Raw genomic sequence first — 25,659 nt, forward strand, 5'->3', positions numbered from 1 at the left:
TTCGATTTTACTATCTTTGTTTTAATTAATTAACGATTCATAATCTATGAAATATTCTAAGATTTTTCAATATGCCTATCTAGTTTTTGCAGCCCTATTTATATACGATGCTGTTGTAAAATATATAACTACAAACGAAATTGTATATCCTTCCATATTGCTTGGAGCTTTAGCCATTTTTATGTTTTTCTTTAGAAATAGGTTTAGCAAAAAGTTTGAAAGTAAAGACAAATCAAACTAAATGAGCATTTATGCCATTATTATAATTGCCTCATTAATTCTTTCGGCCTTTTTCTCAGGTATGGAGATTGCTTATGTGTCTTCAAATAAAATACATATTGAAATTGAAAAAAAACAAGAAGGAATCTTTGCCAAAATTTTAAGAAAACTTACCGCAAAACCTTCAAAATTTATAGCAACCATGCTTATAGGTAACAATGTAGCATTGGTTATTTATGGGTTTTTTATGGGTGATTTGTTGGTAAATTGGTTTCAAACCATATTACCAACATCATATAGTTTTTTAAATTATATGCTAACCGATTTAAGTTTACTATCACAAACCCTAATATCTACATTTATTATTTTAATAACTGCAGAGTTTTTGCCTAAAGTATTCTTTCAAATTTATTCGAACACATTAATTAAAGCCCTGGCAATTCCAGCCTATGTGTTTTATATGTTATTTACTTTTATATCAGATTTTGTTATTTGGATTTCAGATTTCGTACTCAAATATTTTTTTAAAACAGAAGGTGATCAAATACAATTAGCATTTACAAAAGTAGAATTAGGTAATTATATAAGTGAGCAAATGGAATCTGTTGAAGCACATGATGAGGTTGATACAGAAATTCAGATTTTTCAAAATGCGCTTGAATTTTCAGAAGTAAAAGCAAGAGAGGTTATGGTGCCACGTACAGAAATCATAGCTGTAGAAATTAATGATTCTATTAAATCACTTAATGCACTATTTACCGAAACAGGATGTTCCAAAATACTGGTATACAAAGAAACTATAGACGATATTTTGGGATACGTACACTCTTTTGAGTTATTTAAAAAACCCAAGAGTATTAAGTCCATGATGCTACCTGTCAAATTTGTGCCAGAAACAGTACTTGTAAAGGATGTATTAGGTGTACTTACAAAAAAAAGAAGAAGTATCGCCGTTGTTTTGGATGAGTATGGAGGTACATCGGGGATTATGACTGTAGAAGACATTGTTGAAGAGTTGTTTGGTGAAATTGAAGATGAACATGATACAATAGATCTCATTGAAGAAGTTATTGATGATAATACATATAAGTTTTCAGCACGTTTAGAAGTTGATTATATTAACGAAACTTATAAAATAAACTTGCCAGAAAACGAAAATTACGAAACACTAGGGGGGCTTATTGTTAATCATACTGAAGAGATTCCTGCACAAAATGATATTGTAAAAATTGACACGTTTCAGTTTACAATATTAGAAGTGTCAAATACTAAAATTGATATGATAGAACTTAAACGTTTAGAGGAAGATTGATTTAAAAAGAATGGTTGGACTTTTCCAATCCCTTTCAAAATTGTCATTCCTATAAAACCGTGAGATTCATAAATTCATTACTAAAAAGTATATAATAAATAAAGCGAAAATCTAAAAGTTTAATATTATTTGTGCTTTAAAATACTTGTAATAAAAAATAAAATCAAGGTATAGTTATACTTACAAATTTATTTTACGAGCTAAGAGGTAAAGAGTCATTTCTTAGGGAGATTTTAGAGTACAAGAGGTATAATACAATTAATGCGTCGTTCTACTTTTATTATTAAATAGAAAATGGTATTTTCGCGCACGATATTTTGTCAGTTATAAATAAATTGACAACCAACTTAACAAGCTAAACCCCAACAAAGGTTTTTAAAAATTTAAATTACAGATGGCAGTTTTAAATAAGATTAGACAACGTTCACTATTTTTAATATTGATAATAGCATTGGCGTTATTTTCTTTTGTATTAGCAGATTTATTTAAAAACAGTGATGCGCTTACTTCAAAGTCACAAAATATTGTTGCTACTATAAATGGCGAAGATATTACACGTGAATACTTTATGGAAAAAGTAGATGCGGCACAAAGACAAGCTGGTGGAAATGCAACGAATACTCAAGTAATGAATAGAGTATGGGATCAAGAAGTTAGAAAAGCCGTAATGAAAACTCAATATGAAGCGTTAGGGATTTCTGTTGAAAAAGATCAAATGAGAGATTTGTTAAAAACATCTTTGGCAACAAGCCCAGAGTTTTTAAACGAAGCTGGTCTTTTTGATGAGAATAAATTAAACGAGTATATCGCTAACTTAAAAGAGACTTCTAAACAAGCTTACGCTAGTTGGGTTAATTATGAAAAATCTGTTGCTGCAAATGGTCTACAACAAAATTATTTTAACTTAGTTAAAGCAGGTTTAACAGGTACTTTAGCAGAAGGTAAATTAGAACATAAATTAGAAGGAGATAAAGTAGATATCAAATTTGTTCAAGTAGCTTATACCGCTATTCAAGATAGTTTAGTAAAAGTTTCTAAATCTGATATTTCTAACTATATCAATGAAAATAAAAAAGCATACCAAGTTGATGCTTCCAGAGATATTAAATTTGTACAATTTAATGAAACAGCATCTGTTGAAGATGAAAATGCTATTAAAGCAAAATTAATAGCTCTTTTAAATGATAAAGTTGAATATAATAAAGATACAAAGGTAAGCGATACAGTTGCTGGTTTTATAAGCACAACTGATAACGAAGATTATATTAACTCAAATTCAGATGTGAAATTCGATAATCGTTTTGTGTTTAAATCAAGTTTACCAACAGCTGTTGCAGACAGTATTTATAAACTTGATGCAGGAGGTATTTACGGACCATATAAAGATAATGGTTATTTTAAAATTTCTAAGGTCGTTGCTGTTAAACAAATTCCAGATTCTGCAAAAGTAAGACACATTTTAATTCCTTTTAAAGGATCTCAAAGTGCCGCTCCAGAAGTTGCACAAACAGAAGCAGAAGCTAAAGTAACTGCAGATAGTTTGTTAACGGTAATTAAATCTGATCGTTCTAAATTCCCAGAATTAGTAAAAGAATTTTCTTCAGATAAAGGTAGTGTAGAAAAAGAAGGTCGTTATGATTGGCATCCTTATAACACGATGGTGACAGAATTCAATAATTTTGAATTTGAAGGTAAAACAGGAGATTTGGGAGTTGTTAAAACTATTTTCGGATTTCATATTATAGAGATTGAAGGACAAAAAGATAAGACTAAAGCTATACAAGTAGGAACTATTGCTAGAGAAATAGAGCCATCTGAGGCAACTACTGCAAAAATATTTAGAGACGCTTCAAAATTTGAAATTAGTGCTGGAGAAGGAGATTTCGAAGCATTAGCAAAAAAAGGTACTTATACCGTACGCCCTGTAAATGGCATTAAAGTTTTAGATGAAAATATTCCTGGTGTTGGAAATCAAAGACCTATTGTACGTTGGGCTTTTGAAGAAAATGCAGAAGTTGGAGATGTTAAACGTTTTAATATTACTAATGGTTATGTCGTTGCGCAGTTAGTTGCACAACATAAAGAAGGAGTAATGTCTGTTGATGATGCCTCTGCTAAAGTATTACCTATTATTAGAAAAGAGAAGAAAGCTAAAATGATTAGAGATAGAGTATCTGCTAAAACACTTGAAGATTTAGCTGCTGCAGAAAGTACAACTGTAAGAACTGCCTCTGCAATAAATATGAAAAACCCAACTATTTCTGGAGCAGGAAGAGAACCTTTAGTTGTTGGTGCTGCTTTTGGATTGAAAGAAGGGGAAACCTCAAAATTAATAGATGGAGATAAAGGTGTTTATATGGTTCAAGTTACTAAAGTAACACCAGCTGTAGAACTTGATAATTACCAAGCTGCTGCAAATAGAGTAGAGCAACAAAAAATAAGTGTTGTTAATTCAAAACTATATAATGCTTTAAAGGAAGCTTCAGAAATTGAAGATAACAGAGCTAAAACTCAAGTTCAATAGAACTGAAATAATAAAGTTTAAAAAGGTCTCGTTTTGCGAGGCCTTTTTTGTTTTTAATCATTCCCAAATTGGCAGCAGTTATTATGTGCCATATCTTTTTAAGTTGCTTTTCCTGTCGGTTTTATAGGGTTTTGGTGCATGTAATTACGACTGTCTGCCAGACCTAGAGTGTTAATTGATAATAAGATACGATGCACAAATTTTCACGAATTGAGTTTCTTGCCTATAAGGGCAAAGCGTTTGTCTTCCTATGTTTGCAAAAGGCTAGTGTTACTCAGAACATTCCGATAATTGTCGGAGTTGAAGAACCTGTTTTGATTTTTTGATACATAAGATTCTTCAGTCGTAAGCTTCGCTTATATCTTCAAACAAAATATATTTTGTTTTCGATAGCTTTCAGGATGACATAGCGATCTTATTTTGTCTTATTTTATAATATCATATCCGTATAACGAACTACAGTTTCAAAACCTTTTTGGTTGAAATATGGGATTGGATTTTCTTTAGAGCTTGCTAAAATAAAATCACCACCCCAGGCGCCAAGACTTTTAATGCTCCCCTTAAAATCGCTAAACAAAAGACTTTTAATTGTTTTTTGCTTAGTTAGTTTAGATATGATTGCTTCGTGCTGTGTTATTAAGGATTCGAAAGTTTCTAAGGAATTAGAGGTAGTTATTTGAGACGTGATGGTGTCGATAGCCTCAATAACGGTTTTTAAATGTCCTTTGTTGGCATTATAATGCTTAATGCCTTCTCTGCTATTTTGTTTTTTATTTAGATAAATAAAATATAAATGATCCTTAAAAGGGGGATCAAAACTTATTGGTTTAACTATTGGAGTACTATTTTCCAATTGGTAAGTAATAGGCGTGTTGTGTTGTGCACAAGCAATATCGTATCCACTACCACCAAAAGTTAATTTTAATAGCTTATAAGCATCAATATGTGCCCATTGCGCGATGTTATTTATTAAAGTAGAAGAGGTGCCTAATCCCCAATGCCGAGGAAAGTCTAATTTAGTAGTAATTTTGAAACCCTTATTCGTATTTAAAAAATTAGGGTTAAGCTGTTTTGCGGCACTTAAAATTTGAATAAGCCTTTCTGAAATAGCATTATCATTTCGAGCAAGGGGACAAACCTCATTATTTATGATTTCAAAAGTCGTTTCAAACCAAACGCCCTCATTTTTATCTAAGCTTTTCCAGGAAATAATAGGTTTATCTATGGACTCAACCATTAAAGACTGTCCATATTTTGTTGGAACAGCTAAAGATAGAGCTCCGTCAAGAACCGCATATTCCCCCGTAAGTAATAATTTTCCGTTACTATAATAAGACATCATCTAATTTCTTAGCTTGTTAATAGCCTCAACAACCGCACTGTGAGTTACAGTATTGGTTTTAAAATACTCGGTTATAGTTTGTTTCTCTTCATTATTAGCTTCAAACTGATTAAGAATATTCATTAAGTGCATTTTCATATGCCCTTGTTGAATCCCAGTAGTTGTAAGCGAACGGAGTGCTGCGAAATTTTGAGCTAAACCAGCTACAGCTACAATTTGCATAAGTTCTTTGGCAGATGGTTTGTGTAATAACTCTAATGCTAATTTTACAAGAGGGTGAAGGCCTGTAAGTCCTCCAACAGTGCCCAAAGCTAATGGAATTTCCATCCAAAAAGTAAATATGCCATTTTCAACTTTAGCATGCGTTAAACTACTATATTTCCCGTGTCTTGATGCATAAGCATGCACGCCAGCCTCAACCGCTCTAAAATCATTCCCAGTAGCTAAAACAACAGCATCAATACCATTCATAATACCTTTATTATGCGTCACGGCTCGATAAGGTTCTACTTCGGCAATATTAACAGCCTGTATAAACTTATCTGAAAAAGCCTGACCAGAAACAGTTTTGTCTTCACTTAAATCTTCAACCTTACAGCTTACTTCGGCACGTACTAGGCAATTAGGAACATAGTTAGATAAAATGCTCATAACAATATCTATTTGCTTTTCTTCTTCAGAAAAAGCATCATATAACAACGCGTCATTTTTTAAAGTCTTAGCAAACTGTTCTAAGCAAGAATTTATAAAATTAGCACCCATAGCATCAAGAGTCTCAAAAGAAGCATGGAGCTGATAATAATTGTCAATAGCATCAGTCTTATCACGTAACTCAATATCAATGATGCCGCCGCCACGTTTATCCATGTTCGCAGTAATAGATTTAGCATCCTCTATGAGTTTAGACTTTATGTCATTAAAAAATTGATTTAATGTCGAAAAATCACCTTTGTAAATAAAGTGTACCTGACCAATTTTAGTGGTAGAAATGACCTTAGTTTTAAATCCACCTCGTTCTAGCCAAAATTTAGCTGCTTTACTAGCTGCGGCTACTACCGAACTTTCTTCAATAGCCATAGGTATGGTATATAGCGTATCGTTTATTAAAAAGTTAGGTGCGACACCAAGCGGTAAATAATAGTTGGTTATCGTATTTTCAATAAATTCGTCGTGAAGTTGTTGTAGTTTATCGTCAGTACTCCAATATTGTTTTAAAATACGTTTAGCATCTTCAGTATTAGAAAAATAGGTCTCAACTATCCAATCGATTTTTTTAGATTTAGATAGTTTAGAAAAACCAGCAATAGATTTACTCATAAAATGTTAATTTACAAAGCAAAGATACTACTCTTGATGTGAATATTGAATCTCTTGATTTGTATGAGGTTATTTAAGTGTTAATAAAAGAGGTTCTTTGCATAATTTTTAGTAAACTTGACATCATTTTACGAAATAAATATTTTTTTCAATGAAACGCCTAAAATTGTATTTTTTTGCTTGCTTTTTTGCAACATTTTTTATATCAGCACAAACAAAAGAAATTACCCTTGAATCTATTTGGAATGGTTCTTTTAGAACCGAAAGAATGGACGTTTTACATTCTATGGCAAACGGACAACAATACGCTGTCTTAAATTTTGATAGACAATCACGTACAACGGCCATTGATATTTACGATTATAAGACTTTAAAAAAAGTTAAAACTTTAGTGAATTCAGAATCACTTGATGCTTTACAGTATTTTACAGACTATACTTTTAGTGATGATGAGAATAAAGTGATTTTAGCTACTAATGAAACAGCTATCTTTCGTCGTTCTTCCTTGGGAAATTACTATGTTTACAATGTAAAAGATGCTTCTGTAACTTTAATAACTGAAGATAAAATTCAAGAACCAACGTTTTCACCTGATGGAAATAAAGTCGCTTACGCAAAAGATAATAATTTATACGTAAAAGATTTACAATCTGGAGAAACTACTCAAATAACTCACGATGGCAAAAAAAATGCTATAATTAATGGTATTACAGATTGGGTTTATGAGGAAGAGTTTGCGTTTGTTCGTGCTTTCGAGTGGAATGCAGCAAGTAATAAAATAGCATTTATACGGTTTGATGAGGCCAATGTTCCAGAGTTCTCTATGGATGTTTATGGTCAGGGACTTTATCAAACACAACAAGTATTTAAATATCCTAAGGCTGGAGAAACAAATTCGACAGTGTCATTACACATCCATAATTTAAGCACGAAAGAAACAAAAGAAGTTAAAGTTGATAAGACTTATAACGATTTTTATATTCCACGTATTGAATGGACCAACGATTCAGATATTTTAAGTGCACATTATATGAATAGGCACCAAAACGAATTGGATTTGTGGATGATAAACGCCAAAAACAATACCTCAAGTTTAGTTTTAGCCGAAAAAGATACAGCCTATATTGACGTTACAGATAACTTAACGTTTTTAAAAGACAATAGTTTTATTTGGACTAGCGAAAAAGATGGGTTCAATCATATTTATCATTATGATAAAAAAGGGAAGCTTATCAATCAAATAACTATAGGAAATTGGGAAGTCACTAATTATTATGGTTATGATGAGAAGACAAATAGAATTTTTTATCAATCGGTTGAAAATGGCTCCATAAATAGAGATGTATATTCCATTAAGCTGAATGGTCGCAGTAAAACAAGACTAACAAAAAGTGAAGGCACCAATAATGCTTCATTTAGTGCCGATTTTTCGTATTTCATTAATACTTTTTCAAGTGCCTCTACACCTCCAGAATATACTTTGAATAGTGCCGCTTCTGGAAATCTAATAAAAAGTATAAAAGATAATGATGTATTATCGCAAAACCTTTCAGACTATAAAACATCAAAAAAAGAATTTAGTACCATTCATGTAAATGGAAATGATCTAAATATGTGGATGATTAAACCTGCTAATTTTGATGCTACCAAACAGTATCCATTATTTATGACTCAGTATTCGGGACCTGGTTCGCAATCTGTTAAAAATAGTTGGAATAGTGCTAATGATTATTGGTTTCAGTATTTGGCGCAACAAGGCTATGTGATTGTATGTGTTGATGGACGAGGAACAGGGTTAAAAGGAGCCGCATTTAAAAAAATAACTCAAAATGAACTCGGAAAATACGAAGTAGAAGACCAAATAACTGCAGCAAAGCAATTAGGTGAATTGCCATATATTGATGCCTCTAGAATAGGAATTTGGGGATGGAGCTATGGCGGTTTTATGAGTAGTAATTGTCTGTTTAAAGGAAATGATGTATTTAAAATGGCCATTGCCGTAGCACCAGTAAGTAGCTGGCGTTTTTATGATACAATCTATACAGAAAGATATATGACGACCCCTCAGGAAAATGCTAGTGGTTATGATGATAACTCTCCTATAAATCATGTCGATAAATTAAAAGGTGATTTTCTTTTAGTACACGGATCGGGTGATGATAATGTGCATTTACAAAATACTATGCGTTTAGCAGAAGCTTTAATTCAAGCAGATAAACAATTTGATTGGGCGGTGTACCCAGATAAAAATCATGGAATTTATGGTGGTAACACAAGATTACATCTGTTTAAAAAAATGACAAATTTCATTAATGATAAACTTGGTGATAAGATTGAAAAACAAGAAGAAAACAAAGTAAAAGATATTAAGATAAAAGGATAACTAATTAATTATAGATTTATGGCAAATTCAGCTACAATGAAGCAAAAAGAATTATTTGGGCACCCAATAGGATTATATGTGCTATTTTTTACAGAAATGTGGGAACGTTTTTCATATTATGGAATGCGAGCCATATTGGTGTTATATTTAGTAGCACAAACTCAAGCAGAAAATGCAGGATTAGGGTGGACAAATGGAGACGCATTATCACTTTATGGAACTTATACCATGTTGGTTTATGTTATGTCTATACCTGGTGGTTGGATTGCTGATAAATTTTTGGGTCAAAAAAAATCTGTGCTTTATGGAGGTTTACTTCTTGTAGTAGGGCATAGTATACTAGCAGTCGAAGAGATGTGGGCTTTCTATACAGGTCTAGGATTAATCATAGCTGGTGTAGGGATGCTAAAACCAAACATTTCGACTATGGTAGGAGGTTTATATAAGCAAGGAGATATTAGAAGAGATAAAGGATTTACGATCTTTTACATAGGTATTAATGTCGGAGCTTTTTTGTCTAGTTTAATTGTTGGTTATGTAGGAGAGGTACACGGTTGGCATTATGGTTTTGGACTAGCAGGAATTGGTATGGCTTTAGGTTTATTACAATATACTTTAGGACAAAAGCATTTGAAAGACGTTGGTAATTTTTTGGGAAAATCGGAAAATGCTGAAGACAAAGAGGCTATGAAAAAACCTTTAACTAAAATAGAAAAGGATAGAGTGGTGGTGTTATTTATATCGTTCTTATTAGTGATTGTTTTTTGGGGCGCTTTTGAACAAGCAGGTGGACTAATGAATATATATGCTAAAGAAAATACAAACAGAATGTTAATGGGGTGGGAAGTACCAGCTTCTTGGTTTCAATCTTTAAATGCTATGTTCATTATATTTTTAGGAACATCTGTAGCTTTATATTGGGCAAATAGAAAATTAAAAGGAAAATTATCAACATCATTATTTAAAATGATACTTGGGTTGATTATCATGGGAACAGGATTCTTCTTTATGTCTGCAGCGGCTTCAGAATTTAATAGTACAGGAGCTTCTGCTATGTACTGGTTAGTATTGGCCTATTTATTTCATACAATTGGAGAATTATGTATCTCACCTGTTGCATTATCATATATCACAAAACTGGCTCCAGTTAAATATGCATCTTTAATGATGGGAGTTTATTTTGCCATGACAGGTTTTGGTAATAAATTAGCTGGACTTTTAGGTGAATCAGCTGAAGGATTAGGAGAGCTTACAGTGTTTACTGGAATTGCTATTTTTTGCGTTTCATTTGGGATTTTAGTAATGATTTTTCGTAAAAAACTCGAAATTCTAACACATGGAGCTGAAGACAATGAAAGATCCATGTATGAAGAAGCTGAAGGCTTTGAACTAGCAGATAATTAAAAAATATATAACCCTCTTTTTGAGGGTTTTATTCTATAAACAACTAAATTTTTTTTATGAATATATCAAAGTTTAAATTTGAAGGTTCAGAAATGAATCAAAAACTATTAATGGGACATCCGAGTGGTTTGTTCATTTTGTTTTTTACCGAAATGTGGGAACGCTTTTCTTATTATGGAATGCGTGCAATTTTAGTGTTATTTTTAACACGTTCATTATTAGAAGGAGGTTGGGCTTGGTCAAGGGAAGATGCTTTGGGGTTATACGGTACTTACACAATGTTAGTTTATTTTTCACCTATAATAGGAGGGTTTTTAGCAGACAAATTACTTGGATACAGAAAGGCTGTGGCAATTGGAGCTTTAGTAATGACATTAGGTCACGCTGCTATGGCGTTAGATACACCCTGGAGTTTATATTTAGGTATTGGTTTATTAGTTGCAGGTAATGGACTTTTTAAGCCAAATATTACTTCCATTATTAGTGGAATGTATATAAACGCTCAAGAGAAAAAAGATGGAGCTTTCACAATTTTTTATATGGGAGTTAATGCAGGTGCTTTCATAGGAATACTACTTTGTGGTTACATAGGAGAGACTGTTGGTTGGCATTATGGTTTTGGTTTAGCAGGAGTATTTATGTTTTTTGGAATGCTGCAGTTCTGGTTTGCACAAAATATTTTTGGAAGAATTGGATTATCTCCTTCTAAGACAGTTGAATATGATGATGCAATAGAAGGTATTGGAGAAAAAGAAATTATAAAGGAAGAGAAGATATCAAAAAAGGTTCAAAGAGATAGATATATTGTTGTTGGTATTCTTGCTTTTTTTACCATATTTTTTTGGACGGCATTTGAGCAGGCAGGAGGATCTATGACGATTTTTGCTGCTGATTATACAGATAGGGTTCTTGAAGGAGGTTCTGCCAATGTTTTTAGAATAGCTAATACATTATTAACAGTTGTTCCTTTATTAATTATTACATATGTACTATTTATGCTTTTTAAAATTACTTTTAAAAAGTATGCCTTATCTAATATATTTTTAGGAACTAGTTTTGCTATAATTTGGGGAATTGTTTTTTGGATGCTTTATAATCAGTTTAATGAGGTAAGTACAGAAGTACCTGCATCTTGGTTTTCAATTCTAAATTCTTTTTATATTATTGCTTTTGCACCATTGGTTTCTAAAATCTGGGAAAGTAGATTTAATCCTCCTGCATCAGTTAAATTTGGGATTGGACTAGTTTTATTAGGTTTAGGTTTTGGAATATTAGCTTATGGGTCTTCATCCATAGGTCAAGGGGCGGCAACAGCATCCGTTAGTATGGTTTGGCTTATTCTGGCTTATTTATTGCATACACTAGGAGAACTAAGTTTGTCTCCAGTTGGACTATCATATGTGTCTAAATTGGTGCCTGCTACAAAAATTGGGATGATGTTTGGTCTTTGGTATATTGCTATAGGATTAGGAAATAAAGCAGCAGGGTCTATGGGAGGGATGATCGACAAGATAACAGCAGCTTATGATATGAGCACCTTTTTCCTCATATTTACAATAGTGCCAATTGTCGCTGGTCTTATTGTTATGTCTTTAACACCTTTGATGAAAAAACTAATGCACGGGGTTCGTTAATCGAAAAAACCATTAAAAAATATTCAAAATGCTCCTAAATAGGAGCATTTTTTGTAAGTTCGGTATACGTTTTGCAACAAATATGATTATGAAGAAAATAATTTATATATTTTTAATAAGCTTTTTTACAACATTGATTGTAAGCGCTCAAGAGTTAACTTGGCATACAGATATGGGTATAGCATCTGAATTTGCGCTAAAAGAAAAAAAGCCATTGTTAATGTTCTTTACAGGGTCAGATTGGTGTGGCTGGTGCATCCGTTTACAAAATGAAGTTTTTAAGACTGACGAATTTAAAAAATGGGCTCACGAAAACGTCGTTCTGGTAGAATTAGATTTTCCAAAAAGAACACCACAAGATGATAGGATTAAAGCTCAAAATCGTCAATTACAAAATATGTTTAAAGTAAGAGGTTATCCAACCATTTGGTTTGTTAATCCAGAAATTAATTCTGAAAAACGAATCAATTTAAAAAGTCTTGGAAGCACAGGTTATGTGGCTGGTGGACCAACTAAATGGATCGATAAAGTAGCACCGATATTTTAATCGAAAAGAATATGCCTAGTCTGCCCCGAGCCTGCCGGCAAAGGCAAGGATAGTTAGTTTCAAGAAATTCTTTATTTAAAAATATATAGCGTTTTTTGATAGAATAAATATAAGAGATTATGAAAAAGATATTGTTATTACTAGTTGTTCTTGTAGCAACTTTTGCAAATGCGCAAGAAATTAATTGGGTGACCTTAGAAGAGGCGATAGCCCTTCAAAAGAAAACACCTAAAAAAATTATGATGGATGTTTACACAAATTGGTGTGGTCCTTGTAAAATGCTAGATAAAAATACGTTTCAAAATAAAGATGTCGCTAATTATGTCAATGAGCATTATTATGCGGTTAAGTTTAATGCAGAAGGGAATGATAAGGTTACTTATGATGGTAAAACATTTACAAACCCTAAGTATAACCCAGCAAATGCGAATAGACGTAATTCTACGCATGAACTATCGCGTTACTTTCAAGTTCAGGCATATCCTACGATTGTTTTTATGGATGAAAAGGGAGGCCTTATAGCTCCAATTAAAGGATACCAAAAGCCATCAGAGCTTGAATTGTATTTGAAACTTTTTAGATCAGATAAACATAAGGAAATGGATACTCAAGAGAAGTTTTACGAATACTCTAAAGCATTTAAGCCCGAATTTAAAGGGTAAATTGTCAGAAGTATTAATACTTAATAATAAAAGCTCCCTTTTCATGTGTTTGATGAAAAGGGAGCTTTCTTTTTTTACAAATAGTTTCCCATCTTTCTACATACGATTTGTAATTACTGCCATCAGCAATGATGTATTTAGGCTTTATGGAATCAATCAATCTATTTAAATTTATTTTTGGTGATTGTCTTAGCAAAAGATAATCTGGTTCAAACGATTTTATATTATAAACCCCTAGACTATCAATAATCAAAAGTTTTTTGTTATTAAGAAGGTACATAGACTGTAAGGAGTCTTTTTTAATAACATTAATATGATTGCCAATAGTATAATCTCTAATAATGTTGTTTTTTACTTTCGATGAGGTACCAAAATCGTGAGCCACTACCATTTTTTTGTTTGTTGTATTACCAATAAGGCTATGCTTGCTTTTATGAAAAACAATGAATTCATTTTCAGACTTGTTGTAATTGCTATAAATAATGACACTCTGGAAAATTAAAATGGCAATTAATAAATATTTCAAATTAGAATAATGCCATTTTTTTAGAAGTTTTATAAGGTAAATAATAACCAGATAAGAAGCCAAAACATATAAAACACTAAAAGCAACATCTTTTAATAAGAATGATTCTTGCCTTGAAATCCAACCAACAAAATCATTCATTAAACCAATAATACGTCCGTAAATAGTTGCTATAAATTGAGGCAGTAAATTTAAAGACGCTAAAACAATAATAAGTATTCCGAGTCCTAGTATAAGTTTTAAAAAGGGAATAATAACCAAGTTGGATATAAAAAATAAACTAGGGAATTGATGAAAATAATAGAGGCTTATTGGAATAATGCCAAGTTGTGCAGAAAATGTAATAGTGAATGTATGCCAATAAAAATCTACTAATTTAGATTTAGGTTGCCACCGTTTATATATAAGTGGATCTATAATAACAATAGCAAAAACGGCTAGATAACTTAACTGAAAACCAACATCAAACAAAAATAAAGGCTTAAAAAGCAATATTATAAACATAGATATTGCTAAAGTGTTATAAATATTAGTTGGCCTTTTTAGGTTTATAGCAATGGCTACAATACTAAACATAGTGGTAGCTCTGGTAACAGATGCCGATAATCCTGCAATAAATGCAAAACACCATAAGAGCGTTACTAGCAGAATAGTTTTTATAAGTTTTCCATGTTTAAAAGCTTCGATTGGTTTAAGTAATAAGGTTAAAATAATTAAAATAATACCTACATGTAAGCCAGATACAGCTAAAATATGTATCGCTCCAGCATTCGTGTAACTAGAATAAATGGACTTGCTAATGTCTTGTCGTTGTCCTAATAACAAAGCATTAATTATGGCAAGTTCATCAGGTTTAAAATTGTAAAGCTTTAGTTTTGAGTTGATATATTCACGAATAGTATCAGCTAATCCAAATAGGGTATACGTATTGGACTTTACTCTAAAAAGAGATTGGTTAGAAGAAAATAACTGGTGGTAAATATATTTTTTCTCTAAATAATTTTTGTAGTCAAATTGATGCGGGTTTAACGGAGCTTTTAAATTATAAAAATGGGTTTTACTTGTAAAAATAGCATCAACTTTTAAAGCTGTTTCTAATGAGTCTTTTTGAATATTTAAAAGCGAGGTACCACTTACTTTACTCCCGTCGATTTCTAAAAGATCGATGACATATTTGTCATAGAAATTCCCTGATTTTAATACATCTCTAATTCTAAATGTAATCGCTTTTAAAACACCATTTTCTATTGAAGTTTTATTTGTATAATGGTTAAGGGCATTTTTTTCGTTATTAAGATTAGCTGTTAAAACACCAATACTTATCATCACTAAAAAAGAAAAAGCACCAAACCAGCTGGTGCTAATAAATTGCTTTTTTGCGATGAAATAAAACAATAATAAGATTACAAAAAAGGAAGTTGTTATATATAAAGATATATGTAAAGGAATCCTAAATATATAATTAATAACAATCCCTACAATGAGGCAAACTGTTAATTTAATTATTGTAAAATTCAGTAATTGCATATCATTGCAATATACGAAATATCTTACAACACTCTGCGAGCTTCAACAAATGCCGATTCCCAATACTTTTCAGAAAGATTAGAGACGATAACACCCTTGCTGGTTGTAGCATGTATAAAAGTAATATCTCCAGATTTAGTTTTTATGACCAACCCAACATGGTTAATATTGCTTCTCTTATTTTTAGTTTTAAAGAAGAGTAAATCGCCTTCTTGTGCTTTTTTTAATGAAATTTTATCACCCTTTTTTGCCATATCTCTAGATATTCTAGGTAATATAATATCATTAACCCTAAAAGATTCAAAAATTAGTCCAGAACAATCCATTCCAGATTTAGTAGTACCTCCCCACTTGTAACGAACTCCTTTAAATTTTTGTGCATGGGCTACTATCTTATCTGCTTTAGATGTTTTCTTTTTAGATTTGACTTCGTAGGCAGTCGTTTCTCTTTTCTTTTTTTTAATGATGACTTTAGTAGGCGTTTCTTTTTTATTTTTAGCTCGTTTTGAAGATTTACATCCAGTAAAGCTTATAATTGTTAAAAGAATGATGATTGTTTTTTTCATTTCTTTAAAAAGTAGGTTTGGGTTACTAATTGTAAATTTATAATAAAATAAAATACAAATACTTTTTATTTTTAGTAGTTGACTTTGGTAATTTAGGTTTATGGTTCTTTTGAGTTGATTTTCAGGGAAACAGTTTGTTTTATTTCAATAGTGAAAAATAAGTGAGAATTGTTTCCTCGAAAGTGAAAGTTGTTTTGTAAGTCTTAATTTGAGTTTTGCTTTAAGAATTTATAGAGGTATATGAAAGGCTAAATACTTTTTCTAATTGAAAAAAAATTAAATCACTTCATTGGATGACTTTATATTATCAAAGATCAATTTAGCCGTTTTTTCACTTGCTCCCCTACCTCCTAAAGCCTTTTCCAATTCATAATATTCTAGAAATAAGATGTTACGTGCATCAGAATTTAAAATAGTGTCTAGTTCTTGCTGGAGTCTTTTTTTATTGAAATCACTTTGAATAAGTTCAGTAACTACTTCTTTATTCATTACCAAATTAACTAATGAAATAAATTTTAAAGTGACGATCCTTTTTGCAATTTGATAAGAAAGCGCACTTCCTTTATAGCAAACTACTTGAGGAACTTTAAACAGAGCAGTTTCTAAAGTTGCCGTTCCAGACGTAACTAATGCCGCATTAGAAACACTTAACAAATCATATGTTTTATTAGAAATGAATTTAACATCGTAAGATTTAATGAAAGTTTCATAAAAACTATAATCCTGACTTGGAGCACCTGCAATTACAAATTGGTAATCTGGGTAATCATCAACCAAGCTTAACATAACCGAAAGCATTTTTGTTATTTCTTGTTTTCTACTTCCAGGTAATAATGCGATAATTGGTTTGTTGCTCAGGTTATGAATTTGCCTAAATTTAAATTCGTCAATTTGTTCACGATTTGCAATAGCATCAATTAGGGGGTGCCCAACAAATGTAACATCATAGTCATACTTTTTATAAAAAGGTTTTACAAAAGGAAGAATGACATACATGGCATCAATATCACGTTTTATAGCTTTTACTCTACCAGCTCTCGATGCCCAAACTTGAGGAGAAATATAATAATTAGTTTTAAAATGGTGTTGTTTTGCCCATTTGGCTATGCGTAAATTAAAACCAGAGTTGTCAATAAAAACAATAACATCTGGGTTAAAGTTTTTAATATCGCTTTTACAAAACGAAATGAGTTTGAAAATTTTAGATAGATTCATGATCACCTCTGTGAACCCCATGAATGCACGCTCTTTATAGTGTTTTACTAAAACGCCACCAGCAGCCTGCATAAGGTCACCTCCCCAGAACCTAATGTCTGCATTAACATCTTCTTTTAGTAATGCTTTTATGAGGTTAGAACCATGTAAATCGCCTGATGCTTCACCAGCTAAAATGTAATATTTCATTGTTATTATTATTAGACCGAATCTTTCATCTTTGTATCAAGATAAATATAGTTGAGGTCTTTTCTTAAAGTTTGTTTTATAAACCTCTTGTTGAGCTTCGCTAAGGATCTTAAATATAAAGTATATTTTTTATTTCGATACCGTTAGAGGAAACAAAATGGGATCTAAAAAAGTTTAAAAATGAATGTAAAAACAGCAATAAAAACAGTAATTAATAAAACGCCTCTAGCTCTATAATCTTGTTTTTTTCTTATAAAAATAAAGAAAGCTATCAAATTTAAAATAGCACCTAAACTTATTAGTTTTCCTAAAAAGCCTTCATTGATTGCGGCTTTAATAACCGTTATAAAATCGTCGCCTCGCCCTAAAAAAGTTGCTGAAAAAAATAAACCCATAGCATTAGCTATTAAGCCAATAAATATGCCTATAAAAATATCTTTTTTAATCATTTAATTTCCATGTATTTAAATTTTTAATGTATTGGTGTGCTGTTAAATCAAATTGAATAGGCACTACGGAAACATACCCTTGTTCCAAAGCCCACTCGTCGGTATCTTCACCCCCATCTAAATTAACAAATTTCCCAGAAAGCCAATAATAATCTTTTCCTTGTGGATTTTTACGTTTGTCAAACTCTTCTACCCAATTCGCTTTTGCCTGCCTGCATATTTTAATACCCTTTATAGTGTCTTTTCGTATATTAGGGATATTAACGTTTAGCACAATACCGTTTGGTAAACTGTTATTTAAAACCTGTTCAGTAATCGTTTTTACATAGTCTTTGGATGCCTCAAAATTGGCATTCCACGTATAATCAAGTAACGAGAAACCAATAGCAGGAATTCCTTCAATACCAGCTTCAATAGCAGCACTCATAGTCCCAGAATAAATAACATTTATAGACGAATTTGATCCATGATTTATACCAGAAACACAAAGGTCTGGTTTGCGATCTAATAACTCTCTTACAGCTAGTTTTATACAATCTGCAGGCGTTCCAGAACAACTATATTCAATTTGTGGCCCATCATCCATATAAACACGTTCAGCATAAAGCGTAGAGTCTAAAGTAATAGCATGACCCATCCCACTTTGAGGGCTGTCTGGTGCAACAACTACAACTTTACCAATACGATTCATGATCGCAATTAATATTCTAATACCAGGCGCGTTAATGCCATCGTCATTTGTAACTAGTATAAGAGGCTTTTCTGTCATTTTTTCTGTTTATGGCATCGCTAAAATACATAAAAACATCAGTAAACGGTTAATTTCTTTGGTTTAACAAAAAATTAGTAGGAATTGAACATATTGGCATGAATTTTTCTCTATTTTAGTGAAAAATATATTTTACTTTTTTAAGTAATAAACATATTAATAGATGAAAAAAAATATGAAAAGGAACTATAAAATTTTGTCACTTTTATTGTTGTTGGCATTTGGATCATGCAGTTTTACTACGAAAAAATTTAGTAATCCAGATAAAGATAAGTTGTTAATACAAATTATAACATTTGTTTTAGAGCAGGGTCACTTTGATCCTATTGCAATGAATGACGATTTTTCTTCCGAATTGTTTTCAGACTATATTGAAAATATAGACCCCGTGAAGCGATACTTCTATGATTCTGATTATAAGGATTTTGAAAAATATAAGTTTTTTCTCGATAACCAGCTTAAAGCAACCGAAATTACATTTTTTAATCTAGTAAATGAACGCATGCTTAAGCGTATTGAGGAAGCAAAGGAAATTTATAAAGAAGTCTTATCAGAGCCTTTTGATTATACGATAGATGAAGAATTTGATACAAATTCAGAAAACATCGAGTTTGTAAAAAATAAAAAGGAAATGAAAGAGCGTTGGAGAAGACAACTTAAATTTTCAACACTTTCTAATTATGATGATATCGTTGCGCAAGAAGAATTGGCAAAAGAAAATGATGCGTCTTATGTTATGAAAACGGATAGTCAGATTGAAAAAGAAGCACGAGAAGGAACTTTAAAATCTATCGATATTTATTTTAATGACAATATTGATGATTTACAACGCGAAGATTGGTTCTCTATTTATGTTAATACCATTGTTGAAGAGTTTGATCCACATACTTATTATTTAGCGCCCAGAGGTAAAGAAGATTTCGACCAACGTATGTCTGGTAAATTAGAAGGCATTGGAGCTAGGTTGCAAAAAAGAATGGATCACATAAAAATAGTTGAACTTATTTCTGGAGGTCCCGCTTGGAGAAGTAAAAAACTTGAAGTTGAAGATGTTATTTTAAAAGTAAAGCAAGAAGATGAAGAGTTTCCTGTAAATATAGTAGGGATGCGTATCAATGATGCTATAAAATATATAAAAGGTCCAAAAGGTACTAAGGTGACATTAACTATAAAGAAAGTGGATGGAACCGTTAAAGATATTGTGATTACAAGAGATATTGTGGAACTGGTAGATACGTATGCAAAATCGTCTATAGTAAATAAAGGAAACAAAAAATTTGGAGTAATTAATTTGCCTGCTTTTTATGTCGATTTTAAAGATTATAAAAATGTGAATGCAGCCAAAGATGTAAAAAATGAAATCGAGCGTTTAAAATCTGAAGGGATGGAAGGCTTGGTTTTAGATTTACGTAATAATGGTGGAGGATCATTACCAGCGGTTGTCGATATGGCTGGGTTATTTATAAAAGAAGGCCCCGTAGTGCAAGTACGTTCTACAGGAGAAGCTAAGGAGGTTTTAAAAGATGTAGATAAGTCTATTGCTTGGGAAGGTCCTTTAGTTGTTTTGGTTAATGAGATATCTGCATCTGCTTCCGAGATTATGGCAGCTGCAATGCAGGATTATAAGCGAGCTATCATTATTGGTAGTAAACAAACTTATGGTAAAGGAACCGTTCAGAATGTTATTAATTTAAATAACATGCTAAGAACTAATACAGGAGGCGATTTAGGAGCTTTAGCTTTAACTACCCAAAAGTATTATAGAATTAATGGCGGATCGGTACAGCTAGAAGGTGTTAAAAGTGATGTAAAAGTCCCTGGGCGTTTTAGTTTTATTGAAGTAGGTGAAAAAGATAAGGAAAATCCATTGCCATGGGATGAAATTGATGCAGCAGAATATATACCTTGGGAATATTATTTTGATTATAATGAAACTATAAGAAGAAGTAAAGAGCGTATGGTTAATAATAACCAGTTAAAACTTATTGAAGAAAATGCTAGATGGGTAAAGAGTAAAATGGACGAAACTGTTTTTTCATTAAACTATAAAAAATATAAAGAACAGTTAGATTTAAATGAAGAAGAATCTAAACGATTTAATGCGATATCTGAGTACCAAACAAATTTAAAATTTCTGTCGCATAGCTACGAAAAATCACTCTTTGAAAAAGATACAACAGATTTAAAAGAAAAGCGTGAGCGTTGGCACAAGAGTTTAAGCCAAGATGTTTATATAGAAGAGGCACTTAATGTGTTGGAAGATATAAAAACAGCATATCCCGTTAAAAAAGTGGCCACAGTAAGAAAATAAGTTTATTTATGAGTCATAAATCAAACTCACTAAAACAATTGGCGCTCCAAAAGTTTAAAAAGAACTTTTGGGGCGTTTTTAGTTTTTGCTTTATTGTATTAGTTGGTTTGGTATCTGTGTTTGCTTATGTTATTGCTCCCGATAATTCGCAATTTTCTAATCAAATGCATTTGTCTATTCATTCTAAAAAACCAGGCTTTAAAGTTGAAATTTTAACGATCCCATCACAATTAGAAACGCATCAAAGTTGGTTTAATAAAGTTTTTTTTGGAAAGAAAAATACGAATACCGAAATTCCTATTTCAGAATATGCAGTTGAAGATGCTATGTTGATGTATAAAGAGTATGCATCAGATGGTTTAAAAGGTGTTGAGAAAACAATATTGCTAAGTGCCTTTCCTAATAATCAGGTAGCTAATTATATAAAAGAAAAGACCTTCCTTTTCGGTACAGATAAATATGGAAGAGATTTATTAAGTCGTGTATTGGTAGGGGCTAGAATATCCTTTTTTATAGGGTTTGTAGCGGTTTTTATCTCGTTGCTCATAGGTGTTTTTATGGGGAGTGTAGCAGGGTATTTTGGAGGAAAAATGGATGCTATTATCATGTGGATCATTAACGTTACATGGTCTATTCCAACGCTGTTACTCGTTATAGCCATTACCTTGGCTTTAGGTAAGGGGGTATGGCAAGTATTTATAGCGGTAGGACTTACTATGTGGGTTGAGGTAGCCAGAGTGGTTCGTGGACAAATAATTAGTGCTAAAGAGATGCAATATGTTACTGCAGCAAGAGCATTAGGGTTTAATAATTTTAGAATTATTACCAAACATATTTTACCTAATATTATGGCACCAGTTATAGTCATTTCGGCAGCTAATTTTGCAGGTGCAATTTTAATAGAAAGCGGACTTAGCTTTTTAGGTATTGGAGCGCAACCTCCTATGGCAAGTTGGGGTGCTATGATAAAAGATCACTACAATTATATCATACTAGGTAAGCCTTATTTAGCCGTTATACCAGGACTATGTATTATGAGTTTGGTTATGGCGTTTATGCTTATTGGGAATGCGTTACGTGATGCTTTGGATGTTAAGAACTAAATGAATGTGTTCGTTAAGGGACATGGTTTACACAAGTTTAAAGATTAGTTGCGTTGATTAAGGAACTAATTTAGCAACTACAAATTGAATAGAAAATATTTTATAATCCGTGATTTTTATTTTCGATATAGCTTATTATATGAAGCTATCCCCTCATTATAAAAAATATGTAAACTTTTTTTAGTACGAGACAGCTTTAACGCCACAAGTTCAAAACTTGCGGTAGCGCATACTAGGGAATAGAGGGGTAGTTATTTTTAATTTTTTTTGTCAATTAGAGTAATGGTCAGTTTATTCTTTTGTTGCTTAACTTCAATTTCTTTTCCAATTTCAAATCCAAGTTTTTTCAACCATCTTCCCTCAAGTCGGATTTCAGGAATAGTAGTATAATCCCAAGTTCGGATTCTGAATTTTTTATAGACTTTTAATTTTCTTAGTTTATTCAATTGTCATACTATTATACGACAAACTTAGTAAATAAAATCTTCATGTCAAACTTTTATATGACAAAATTGTCGTATAATTAATTGACATTTGTTTTGTGGACAAGGAACAGCTTAAAAAGAAAATCGGTCAACGTATCGTTGAGTTAAGAAATCAGAAGGGTTGGAATCAATCTGATTTAGCCCGTGCTTGTAATAAAGATAGGCAAGCAATGGAGAAATTAGAAAATGGAAAAGTCAATCCGACACTTTTCACTTTATTGGAAATTTCAAAGGCTTTAGAAACTACTTTATCGGAGTTGATTAATTTTTAGATTAATAATTTTCAAGAAAACTTTTTAGGTCAGTTTTTTTATCAGGGATTAAACTTTGTTCTTGATAAAAATAGACATCTGGATTTTCATTTCCGTCAGCCTTGAAATGCCAAAACATATATCCTTGATGCATCATAAAAACAAAATCATTGTTGGCTAAAAAATTTTTGGCATTATCTTCTTCTAATAATCCGTGATTTTTATCTCCAATATAGCCTATTGTATGGGGGTATCTCTTCATTATAAAAGGTTTATGTTTGTTACGGGCACGGAAAGAATTTCCGCGCTAGCGGGGTTTTGTTGTAGCCAGTATTTATTTCAGCCAGTATTCCAATTCCGTGTCTGCATAAAACGGTCCATAAGAAATTCTCACTTCTCTAATTCCAGGTTTAGGAATCAAAAATGACATCTTAACTTTTCCTGTCCGATTATCAATTAACGTTTCAATTTTCACATATTTCTCAGATACAATTCCCTCTTTTTTTGCCTTTTTCTCGATTTTTCTCGACTTGCGTATTGTTCTATTATTTGGCGAGCAACCAAAAACAGCTGTATATTTTCTTGGTTTAATCGAATCTAAAGTGCTTTTGTTTATAGTTGGTTCTATAAAATACTCATAATCATTAAAGCTCACACCAATTCCTTTTTCATTGTTTTCATAAGAATATATATGATTGTTTTCGAATAAATATTCTTCTATGATTCCATAATGCTCTTCATAATAATTATATCCCTCGACTATTATAATCGTTGAATTAGTAGAATCAATTCTTTTTTGAGTCTGATAGCTTTCTCTTTTTGAGATTAACAAATTAAAATACTCAATTTGTTCAGGCGAAAATTCAGTTTTTAGCGAATCCAATGTTTTAATAGATATTTCATTCCAACTATCTGTCTTTTGTGCAAAAGTGAATAAAGGAAGCAATAGTATTAAAATTAAGATGGATTTTCTCATATTGGCTACAACAATTATATATAGTTAATAAGGGAGCTATATATTTCTATATCAAAAGTAGTAAATCTTTTATTTTATTATACGCTTTCATAAAGTATGTTTTGTTATTCTCTAAAGCTTGAACAGAAGGCATCGTTTTAAATGAAGTTCGATTTTCGTAAATGTTTTTAAGTATACGAATCTGTTTTAATGATTTATATACGACTTAAACGAAGTTGTCTAAAAAATCACAAAATCAAAAAGCTAGAAAGCGAATTAATTTGATTCCAATTTCATATTGGTATTCAAATAATCTATATACTCTAAAAGGGCATCTTTCCCAATATTTTTAGAAGATGACGTTATAAAATAATTAGGCATCGTTTCCCATGTTTCTAAAAGAATGGTTTTATAAGCTTCCACATGGTTTTCAATGGCTTTGGGTTTTAGTTTATCGGCCTTTGTGAAAACAATAGAGAAAGGTATCCCATTTTCACCTAGCCATTGCATGAATTCTAAATCTATAGGTTGTGGAGTATGCCTAATATCCACTAAAATAAAAGCAGTTACAAGTTGCTCTCGCAGTCCGAAGTATTGCGTTATAAATTTTTGAAATACTTTTTTAGAGCTTTTAGAAACACGTGCATAGCCATAACCAGGCAAATCTACCAAATGCCAGTTTTTATTGATTAAAAAGTGGTTTATTAATTGCGTTTTCCCTGGTCTGCCAGATGTTTTGGCTAGGCTTTTTCGACTGGTCAACATATTTATGAGTGACGATTTGCCAACATTACTTCTGCCAATAAACGCGTATTCGGGCAACATGCTTTTTGGGCATTTAGCAACATCTGAGTTGCTCATTACAAATTCGGCAGATTTAATATGCATCTCCTTCTAAGAAAATAATTAGTTTGAGTAAATTAATTACATGTCGATTATTAACTAAAGCTCTCTTTTACTTAACCATCCATCAAGAATAGTATTGAATTCATCTGGGTGCTCCATCATAGGAGCGTGCCCACATTTATCTATCCAAAACAAATCAGAATTAGGTAGAAGCTCGTTAAATTCTTCACCAACTTCTGGAGGTGTAACAGTATCGTTTTTACCCCAAATAATACAAGTTGGCGTTTTTATGTTGGGTAGATCTTTGGCCATATTATGTCTTATAGCGCTTTTAGCAATGGCCAGTGTCTTTATAAGTTTGTTACGATCGTTTACAGTTTCATAAACTTCATCAACAATCTCTTTAGAGGCAACCAAAGGGTCGTAAAAAACCTCTTGCGCTTTCTTTTTAATGACTTCATAATCACTACGCTTTGTGTAGCCACCACCCATTGCACTTTCGTAAAGTCCAGAGCTTCCTGTAATAATAAGCGCTTTTACTTTTTCTGGATACAATTTAGTGTGGTATAAACCAATATGTCCGCCTAGCGAATTTCCTAGTAAAATAACTTCGTCAAAACCTTTAAATTCTATAAAATCATGTACGTACTTAGCAAAGCTTTTTACATTGGTCTTCAACAAAGACATGGTGTAGATAGGTAGTTCTGGAATAATGATTTTATAGTCTTTTAAGCTAAAATAATCTGAAACGGCATTAAAATTACTTAATCCTCCCATAAGGCCATGTAATACTAGTATTGGCGTGCCTTCTCCTACTTCAAAGTAACTGTATTCTTTTTCTTTTTTTAAACGATGCATCATTATGAATTGGTCACTGCATTAAGAACAAATATAGTTAATTCATTCATATTTTAACTATTTAAATTTTTTGTCAAAAATAAGGCTTTTCAAAAAGATGTTAATAAAATATATGCTATTAAATTTTTCTTCTTTAACGTGTTGTTGGTCAGTGTTAGGTGTCTTTTTTTTAGAAAAAAACAGGATTTAATCTTCATTTAATCGAAAAATTATTAACAAAGTGGTATAATGTGGTAAAAAGTGGTGTATTTTTCGATATATTTGA

General features: G+C 31.8%; 23 protein-coding genes. 11 read left to right on the forward strand and 12 right to left on the reverse strand.

Translation table 11 applies throughout. The features are described 5' to 3' along the window. The first annotated feature begins 46 nt into the window (after window positions 1–46). The 3 genes from Q4Q40_RS22700 (at window position 47) to Q4Q40_RS22710 (ending at window position 4,055) form a co-directional block, all read left to right on the forward strand. Window positions 47–241, forward strand: coding sequence for a hypothetical protein (locus Q4Q40_RS22700; RefSeq protein WP_303304350.1), 195 nt, complete (start codon window positions 47–49; stop codon window positions 239–241). After that, a complete protein-coding gene (locus tag Q4Q40_RS22705; RefSeq protein WP_303304351.1) occupies window positions 242–1,531 on the forward strand; it encodes a hemolysin family protein in 1,290 nt (429 codons plus the stop codon). It abuts the gene before it with no gap. Window positions 1,532–1,925: 394 nt separating this feature from the next. Then, on the forward strand, window positions 1,926–4,055 hold the full coding sequence (locus Q4Q40_RS22710) for a peptidylprolyl isomerase (RefSeq protein ID WP_303304352.1): 2,130 nt from the start codon (window positions 1,926–1,928) through the stop codon (window positions 4,053–4,055). Window positions 4,056–4,485: 430 nt separating this feature from the next. Here Q4Q40_RS22710 and Q4Q40_RS22715 read toward each other — a convergent pair whose 3' ends face one another. Together Q4Q40_RS22715 and Q4Q40_RS22720 are read right to left on the reverse strand one after the other, a co-directional pair. Further along, window positions 4,486–5,397, reverse strand: coding sequence for a GYDIA family GHMP kinase (locus Q4Q40_RS22715; protein WP_303304353.1), 912 nt, complete (start codon window positions 5,395–5,397; stop codon window positions 4,486–4,488). Then, on the reverse strand, window positions 5,398–6,714 hold the full coding sequence (locus Q4Q40_RS22720) for a hydroxymethylglutaryl-CoA reductase, degradative (RefSeq protein WP_303304354.1): 1,317 nt from the start codon (window positions 6,712–6,714) through the stop codon (window positions 5,398–5,400). Window positions 6,715–6,865: 151 nt separating this feature from the next. Here Q4Q40_RS22720 and Q4Q40_RS22725 point away from each other — a divergent pair, with 151 nt between their 5' ends. From Q4Q40_RS22725 to Q4Q40_RS22745, 5 genes are all read left to right on the forward strand, one after another. Then, on the forward strand, window positions 6,866–9,097 hold the full coding sequence (locus Q4Q40_RS22725) for a S9 family peptidase (protein ID WP_303304355.1): 2,232 nt from the start codon (window positions 6,866–6,868) through the stop codon (window positions 9,095–9,097). An 18-nt stretch (window positions 9,098–9,115) separates the two neighbouring features. Continuing rightward, window positions 9,116–10,501, forward strand: coding sequence for a peptide MFS transporter (locus Q4Q40_RS22730; RefSeq protein WP_303304356.1), 1,386 nt, complete (start codon window positions 9,116–9,118; stop codon window positions 10,499–10,501). A 56-nt stretch (window positions 10,502–10,557) separates the two neighbouring features. After that, complete coding sequence (locus tag Q4Q40_RS22735) at window positions 10,558–12,135, forward strand: peptide MFS transporter (RefSeq protein ID WP_303304357.1); 1,578 nt, start codon at window positions 10,558–10,560, stop codon at window positions 12,133–12,135. A gap of 88 nt (window positions 12,136–12,223) precedes the next feature. Further along, window positions 12,224–12,682 (forward strand): thioredoxin family protein, encoded by a 459-nt coding sequence (locus Q4Q40_RS22740; RefSeq protein ID WP_303304358.1) that lies wholly within the window; start codon window positions 12,224–12,226, stop codon window positions 12,680–12,682. A 119-nt stretch (window positions 12,683–12,801) separates the two neighbouring features. Beyond that, on the forward strand, window positions 12,802–13,344 hold the full coding sequence (locus Q4Q40_RS22745) for a thioredoxin family protein (protein ID WP_303304359.1): 543 nt from the start codon (window positions 12,802–12,804) through the stop codon (window positions 13,342–13,344). A gap of 13 nt (window positions 13,345–13,357) precedes the next feature. On the opposite strand, the gene Q4Q40_RS22750 is transcribed toward Q4Q40_RS22745, so the two are convergent. The 5 genes from Q4Q40_RS22750 to surE all read right to left on the reverse strand — a co-directional run bounded on the left by Q4Q40_RS22750 (window position 13,358) and on the right by surE (window position 18,585). Then, a complete protein-coding gene (locus tag Q4Q40_RS22750) occupies window positions 13,358–15,397 on the reverse strand; it encodes a ComEC/Rec2 family competence protein (protein WP_303304360.1) in 2,040 nt (679 codons plus the stop codon). 23 nt (window positions 15,398–15,420) lie between these two features. Beyond that, window positions 15,421–15,963, reverse strand: a complete 543-nt coding sequence (locus Q4Q40_RS22755; protein ID WP_303304361.1) for a C40 family peptidase — start codon at window positions 15,961–15,963, stop codon at window positions 15,421–15,423. A 276-nt stretch (window positions 15,964–16,239) separates the two neighbouring features. After that, window positions 16,240–17,367, reverse strand: a complete 1,128-nt coding sequence (gene lpxB, locus Q4Q40_RS22760; protein ID WP_303304362.1) for a lipid-A-disaccharide synthase — start codon at window positions 17,365–17,367, stop codon at window positions 16,240–16,242. A 164-nt stretch (window positions 17,368–17,531) separates the two neighbouring features. Continuing rightward, a complete protein-coding gene (locus Q4Q40_RS22765; RefSeq protein ID WP_303304363.1) occupies window positions 17,532–17,816 on the reverse strand; it encodes a hypothetical protein in 285 nt (94 codons plus the stop codon). Beyond that, window positions 17,809–18,585, reverse strand: a complete 777-nt coding sequence (gene surE / locus Q4Q40_RS22770) for a 5'/3'-nucleotidase SurE (protein WP_303304364.1) — start codon at window positions 18,583–18,585, stop codon at window positions 17,809–17,811. The genes Q4Q40_RS22765 and surE overlap by 8 nt, the downstream gene beginning before the upstream one ends. Window positions 18,586–18,760: 175 nt before the next feature. Between surE and Q4Q40_RS22775 the strand changes: the two genes are divergently transcribed. Both Q4Q40_RS22775 and Q4Q40_RS22780 read left to right on the forward strand, forming a co-directional pair. Continuing rightward, the gene (locus tag Q4Q40_RS22775) at window positions 18,761–20,896 is read left to right on the forward strand and encodes a carboxy terminal-processing peptidase (protein ID WP_303304365.1); all 2,136 of its coding nucleotides are present in this window, start codon (window positions 18,761–18,763) and stop codon (window positions 20,894–20,896) included. An 8-nt stretch (window positions 20,897–20,904) separates the two neighbouring features. Next, entirely contained in the window at window positions 20,905–21,999 is a 1,095-nt protein-coding gene (locus Q4Q40_RS22780; RefSeq protein ID WP_303304366.1) for an ABC transporter permease, read from the forward strand. A 257-nt stretch (window positions 22,000–22,256) separates the two neighbouring features. Here Q4Q40_RS22780 and Q4Q40_RS22785 read toward each other — a convergent pair whose 3' ends face one another. Then, window positions 22,257–22,445 (reverse strand): SymE family type I addiction module toxin, encoded by a 189-nt coding sequence (locus Q4Q40_RS22785; protein ID WP_303304367.1) that lies wholly within the window; start codon window positions 22,443–22,445, stop codon window positions 22,257–22,259. A 95-nt stretch (window positions 22,446–22,540) separates the two neighbouring features. Between Q4Q40_RS22785 and Q4Q40_RS22790 the strand changes: the two genes are divergently transcribed. Beyond that, complete coding sequence (locus tag Q4Q40_RS22790) at window positions 22,541–22,756, forward strand: helix-turn-helix domain-containing protein (RefSeq protein WP_303304368.1); 216 nt, start codon at window positions 22,541–22,543, stop codon at window positions 22,754–22,756. A 1-nt stretch (window position 22,757) separates the two neighbouring features. On the opposite strand, the gene Q4Q40_RS22795 is transcribed toward Q4Q40_RS22790, so the two are convergent. The 4 genes from Q4Q40_RS22795 to Q4Q40_RS22810 form a co-directional block, all read right to left on the reverse strand. Further along, window positions 22,758–22,997 (reverse strand): hypothetical protein, encoded by a 240-nt coding sequence (locus Q4Q40_RS22795; protein WP_303304369.1) that lies wholly within the window; start codon window positions 22,995–22,997, stop codon window positions 22,758–22,760. Between the two features lie 72 nt (window positions 22,998–23,069). Continuing rightward, the gene (locus tag Q4Q40_RS22800; RefSeq protein ID WP_303304370.1) at window positions 23,070–23,711 is read right to left on the reverse strand and encodes a hypothetical protein; all 642 of its coding nucleotides are present in this window, start codon (window positions 23,709–23,711) and stop codon (window positions 23,070–23,072) included. A gap of 255 nt (window positions 23,712–23,966) precedes the next feature. Then, window positions 23,967–24,578, reverse strand: coding sequence for a ribosome biogenesis GTP-binding protein YihA/YsxC (gene yihA / locus Q4Q40_RS22805; protein WP_303304371.1), 612 nt, complete (start codon window positions 24,576–24,578; stop codon window positions 23,967–23,969). A gap of 54 nt (window positions 24,579–24,632) precedes the next feature. Then, the gene (locus tag Q4Q40_RS22810; protein WP_303304372.1) at window positions 24,633–25,397 is read right to left on the reverse strand and encodes an alpha/beta fold hydrolase; all 765 of its coding nucleotides are present in this window, start codon (window positions 25,395–25,397) and stop codon (window positions 24,633–24,635) included. Between the last annotated feature and the right edge of the window lie 262 nt (window positions 25,398–25,659).

Origin of the sequence: Flavivirga jejuensis (assembly GCF_030540765.1) — a bacterium.
GTDB lineage: Bacteria > Bacteroidota > Bacteroidia > Flavobacteriales > Flavobacteriaceae > Flavivirga > Flavivirga jejuensis.

What these genes read in the sequence shown, in the direction of transcription:
- Q4Q40_RS22745 (WP_303304359.1), top strand. Translation starts at nt 12,802, where the DNA reads ATGAAAAAGATATTGTTATTACTAGTTGTTCTTGTAGCAACTTTTGCA.
- Q4Q40_RS22700 (WP_303304350.1), top strand. Translation starts at nt 47, where the DNA reads ATGAAATATTCTAAGATTTTTCAATATGCCTATCTAGTTTTTGCAGCC.
- Q4Q40_RS22765 (WP_303304363.1), bottom strand. Translation starts at nt 17,816, where the DNA reads ATGATTAAAAAAGATATTTTTATAGGCATATTTATTGGCTTAATAGCT.
- surE (WP_303304364.1), bottom strand. Translation starts at nt 18,585, where the DNA reads ATGACAGAAAAGCCTCTTATACTAGTTACAAATGACGATGGCATTAAC.
- Q4Q40_RS22705 (WP_303304351.1), top strand. Translation starts at nt 242, where the DNA reads ATGAGCATTTATGCCATTATTATAATTGCCTCATTAATTCTTTCGGCC.
- Q4Q40_RS22810 (WP_303304372.1), bottom strand. Translation starts at nt 25,397, where the DNA reads ATGATGCATCGTTTAAAAAAAGAAAAAGAATACAGTTACTTTGAAGTA.
- Q4Q40_RS22750 (WP_303304360.1), bottom strand. Translation starts at nt 15,397, where the DNA reads ATGCAATTACTGAATTTTACAATAATTAAATTAACAGTTTGCCTCATT.
- Q4Q40_RS22710 (WP_303304352.1), top strand. Translation starts at nt 1,926, where the DNA reads ATGGCAGTTTTAAATAAGATTAGACAACGTTCACTATTTTTAATATTG.
- Q4Q40_RS22715 (WP_303304353.1), bottom strand. Translation starts at nt 5,397, where the DNA reads ATGATGTCTTATTATAGTAACGGAAAATTATTACTTACGGGGGAATAT.
- Q4Q40_RS22755 (WP_303304361.1), bottom strand. Translation starts at nt 15,963, where the DNA reads ATGAAAAAAACAATCATCATTCTTTTAACAATTATAAGCTTTACTGGA.
- Q4Q40_RS22730 (WP_303304356.1), top strand. Translation starts at nt 9,116, where the DNA reads ATGGCAAATTCAGCTACAATGAAGCAAAAAGAATTATTTGGGCACCCA.
- Q4Q40_RS22780 (WP_303304366.1), top strand. Translation starts at nt 20,905, where the DNA reads ATGAGTCATAAATCAAACTCACTAAAACAATTGGCGCTCCAAAAGTTT.
- Q4Q40_RS22735 (WP_303304357.1), top strand. Translation starts at nt 10,558, where the DNA reads ATGAATATATCAAAGTTTAAATTTGAAGGTTCAGAAATGAATCAAAAA.
- Q4Q40_RS22725 (WP_303304355.1), top strand. Translation starts at nt 6,866, where the DNA reads ATGAAACGCCTAAAATTGTATTTTTTTGCTTGCTTTTTTGCAACATTT.
- lpxB (WP_303304362.1), bottom strand. Translation starts at nt 17,367, where the DNA reads ATGAAATATTACATTTTAGCTGGTGAAGCATCAGGCGATTTACATGGT.
- Q4Q40_RS22775 (WP_303304365.1), top strand. Translation starts at nt 18,761, where the DNA reads ATGAAAAGGAACTATAAAATTTTGTCACTTTTATTGTTGTTGGCATTT.
- Q4Q40_RS22795 (WP_303304369.1), bottom strand. Translation starts at nt 22,997, where the DNA reads ATGAAGAGATACCCCCATACAATAGGCTATATTGGAGATAAAAATCAC.
- Q4Q40_RS22800 (WP_303304370.1), bottom strand. Translation starts at nt 23,711, where the DNA reads ATGAGAAAATCCATCTTAATTTTAATACTATTGCTTCCTTTATTCACT.
- Q4Q40_RS22720 (WP_303304354.1), bottom strand. Translation starts at nt 6,714, where the DNA reads ATGAGTAAATCTATTGCTGGTTTTTCTAAACTATCTAAATCTAAAAAA.
- yihA (WP_303304371.1), bottom strand. Translation starts at nt 24,578, where the DNA reads ATGCATATTAAATCTGCCGAATTTGTAATGAGCAACTCAGATGTTGCT.
- Q4Q40_RS22740 (WP_303304358.1), top strand. Translation starts at nt 12,224, where the DNA reads ATGAAGAAAATAATTTATATATTTTTAATAAGCTTTTTTACAACATTG.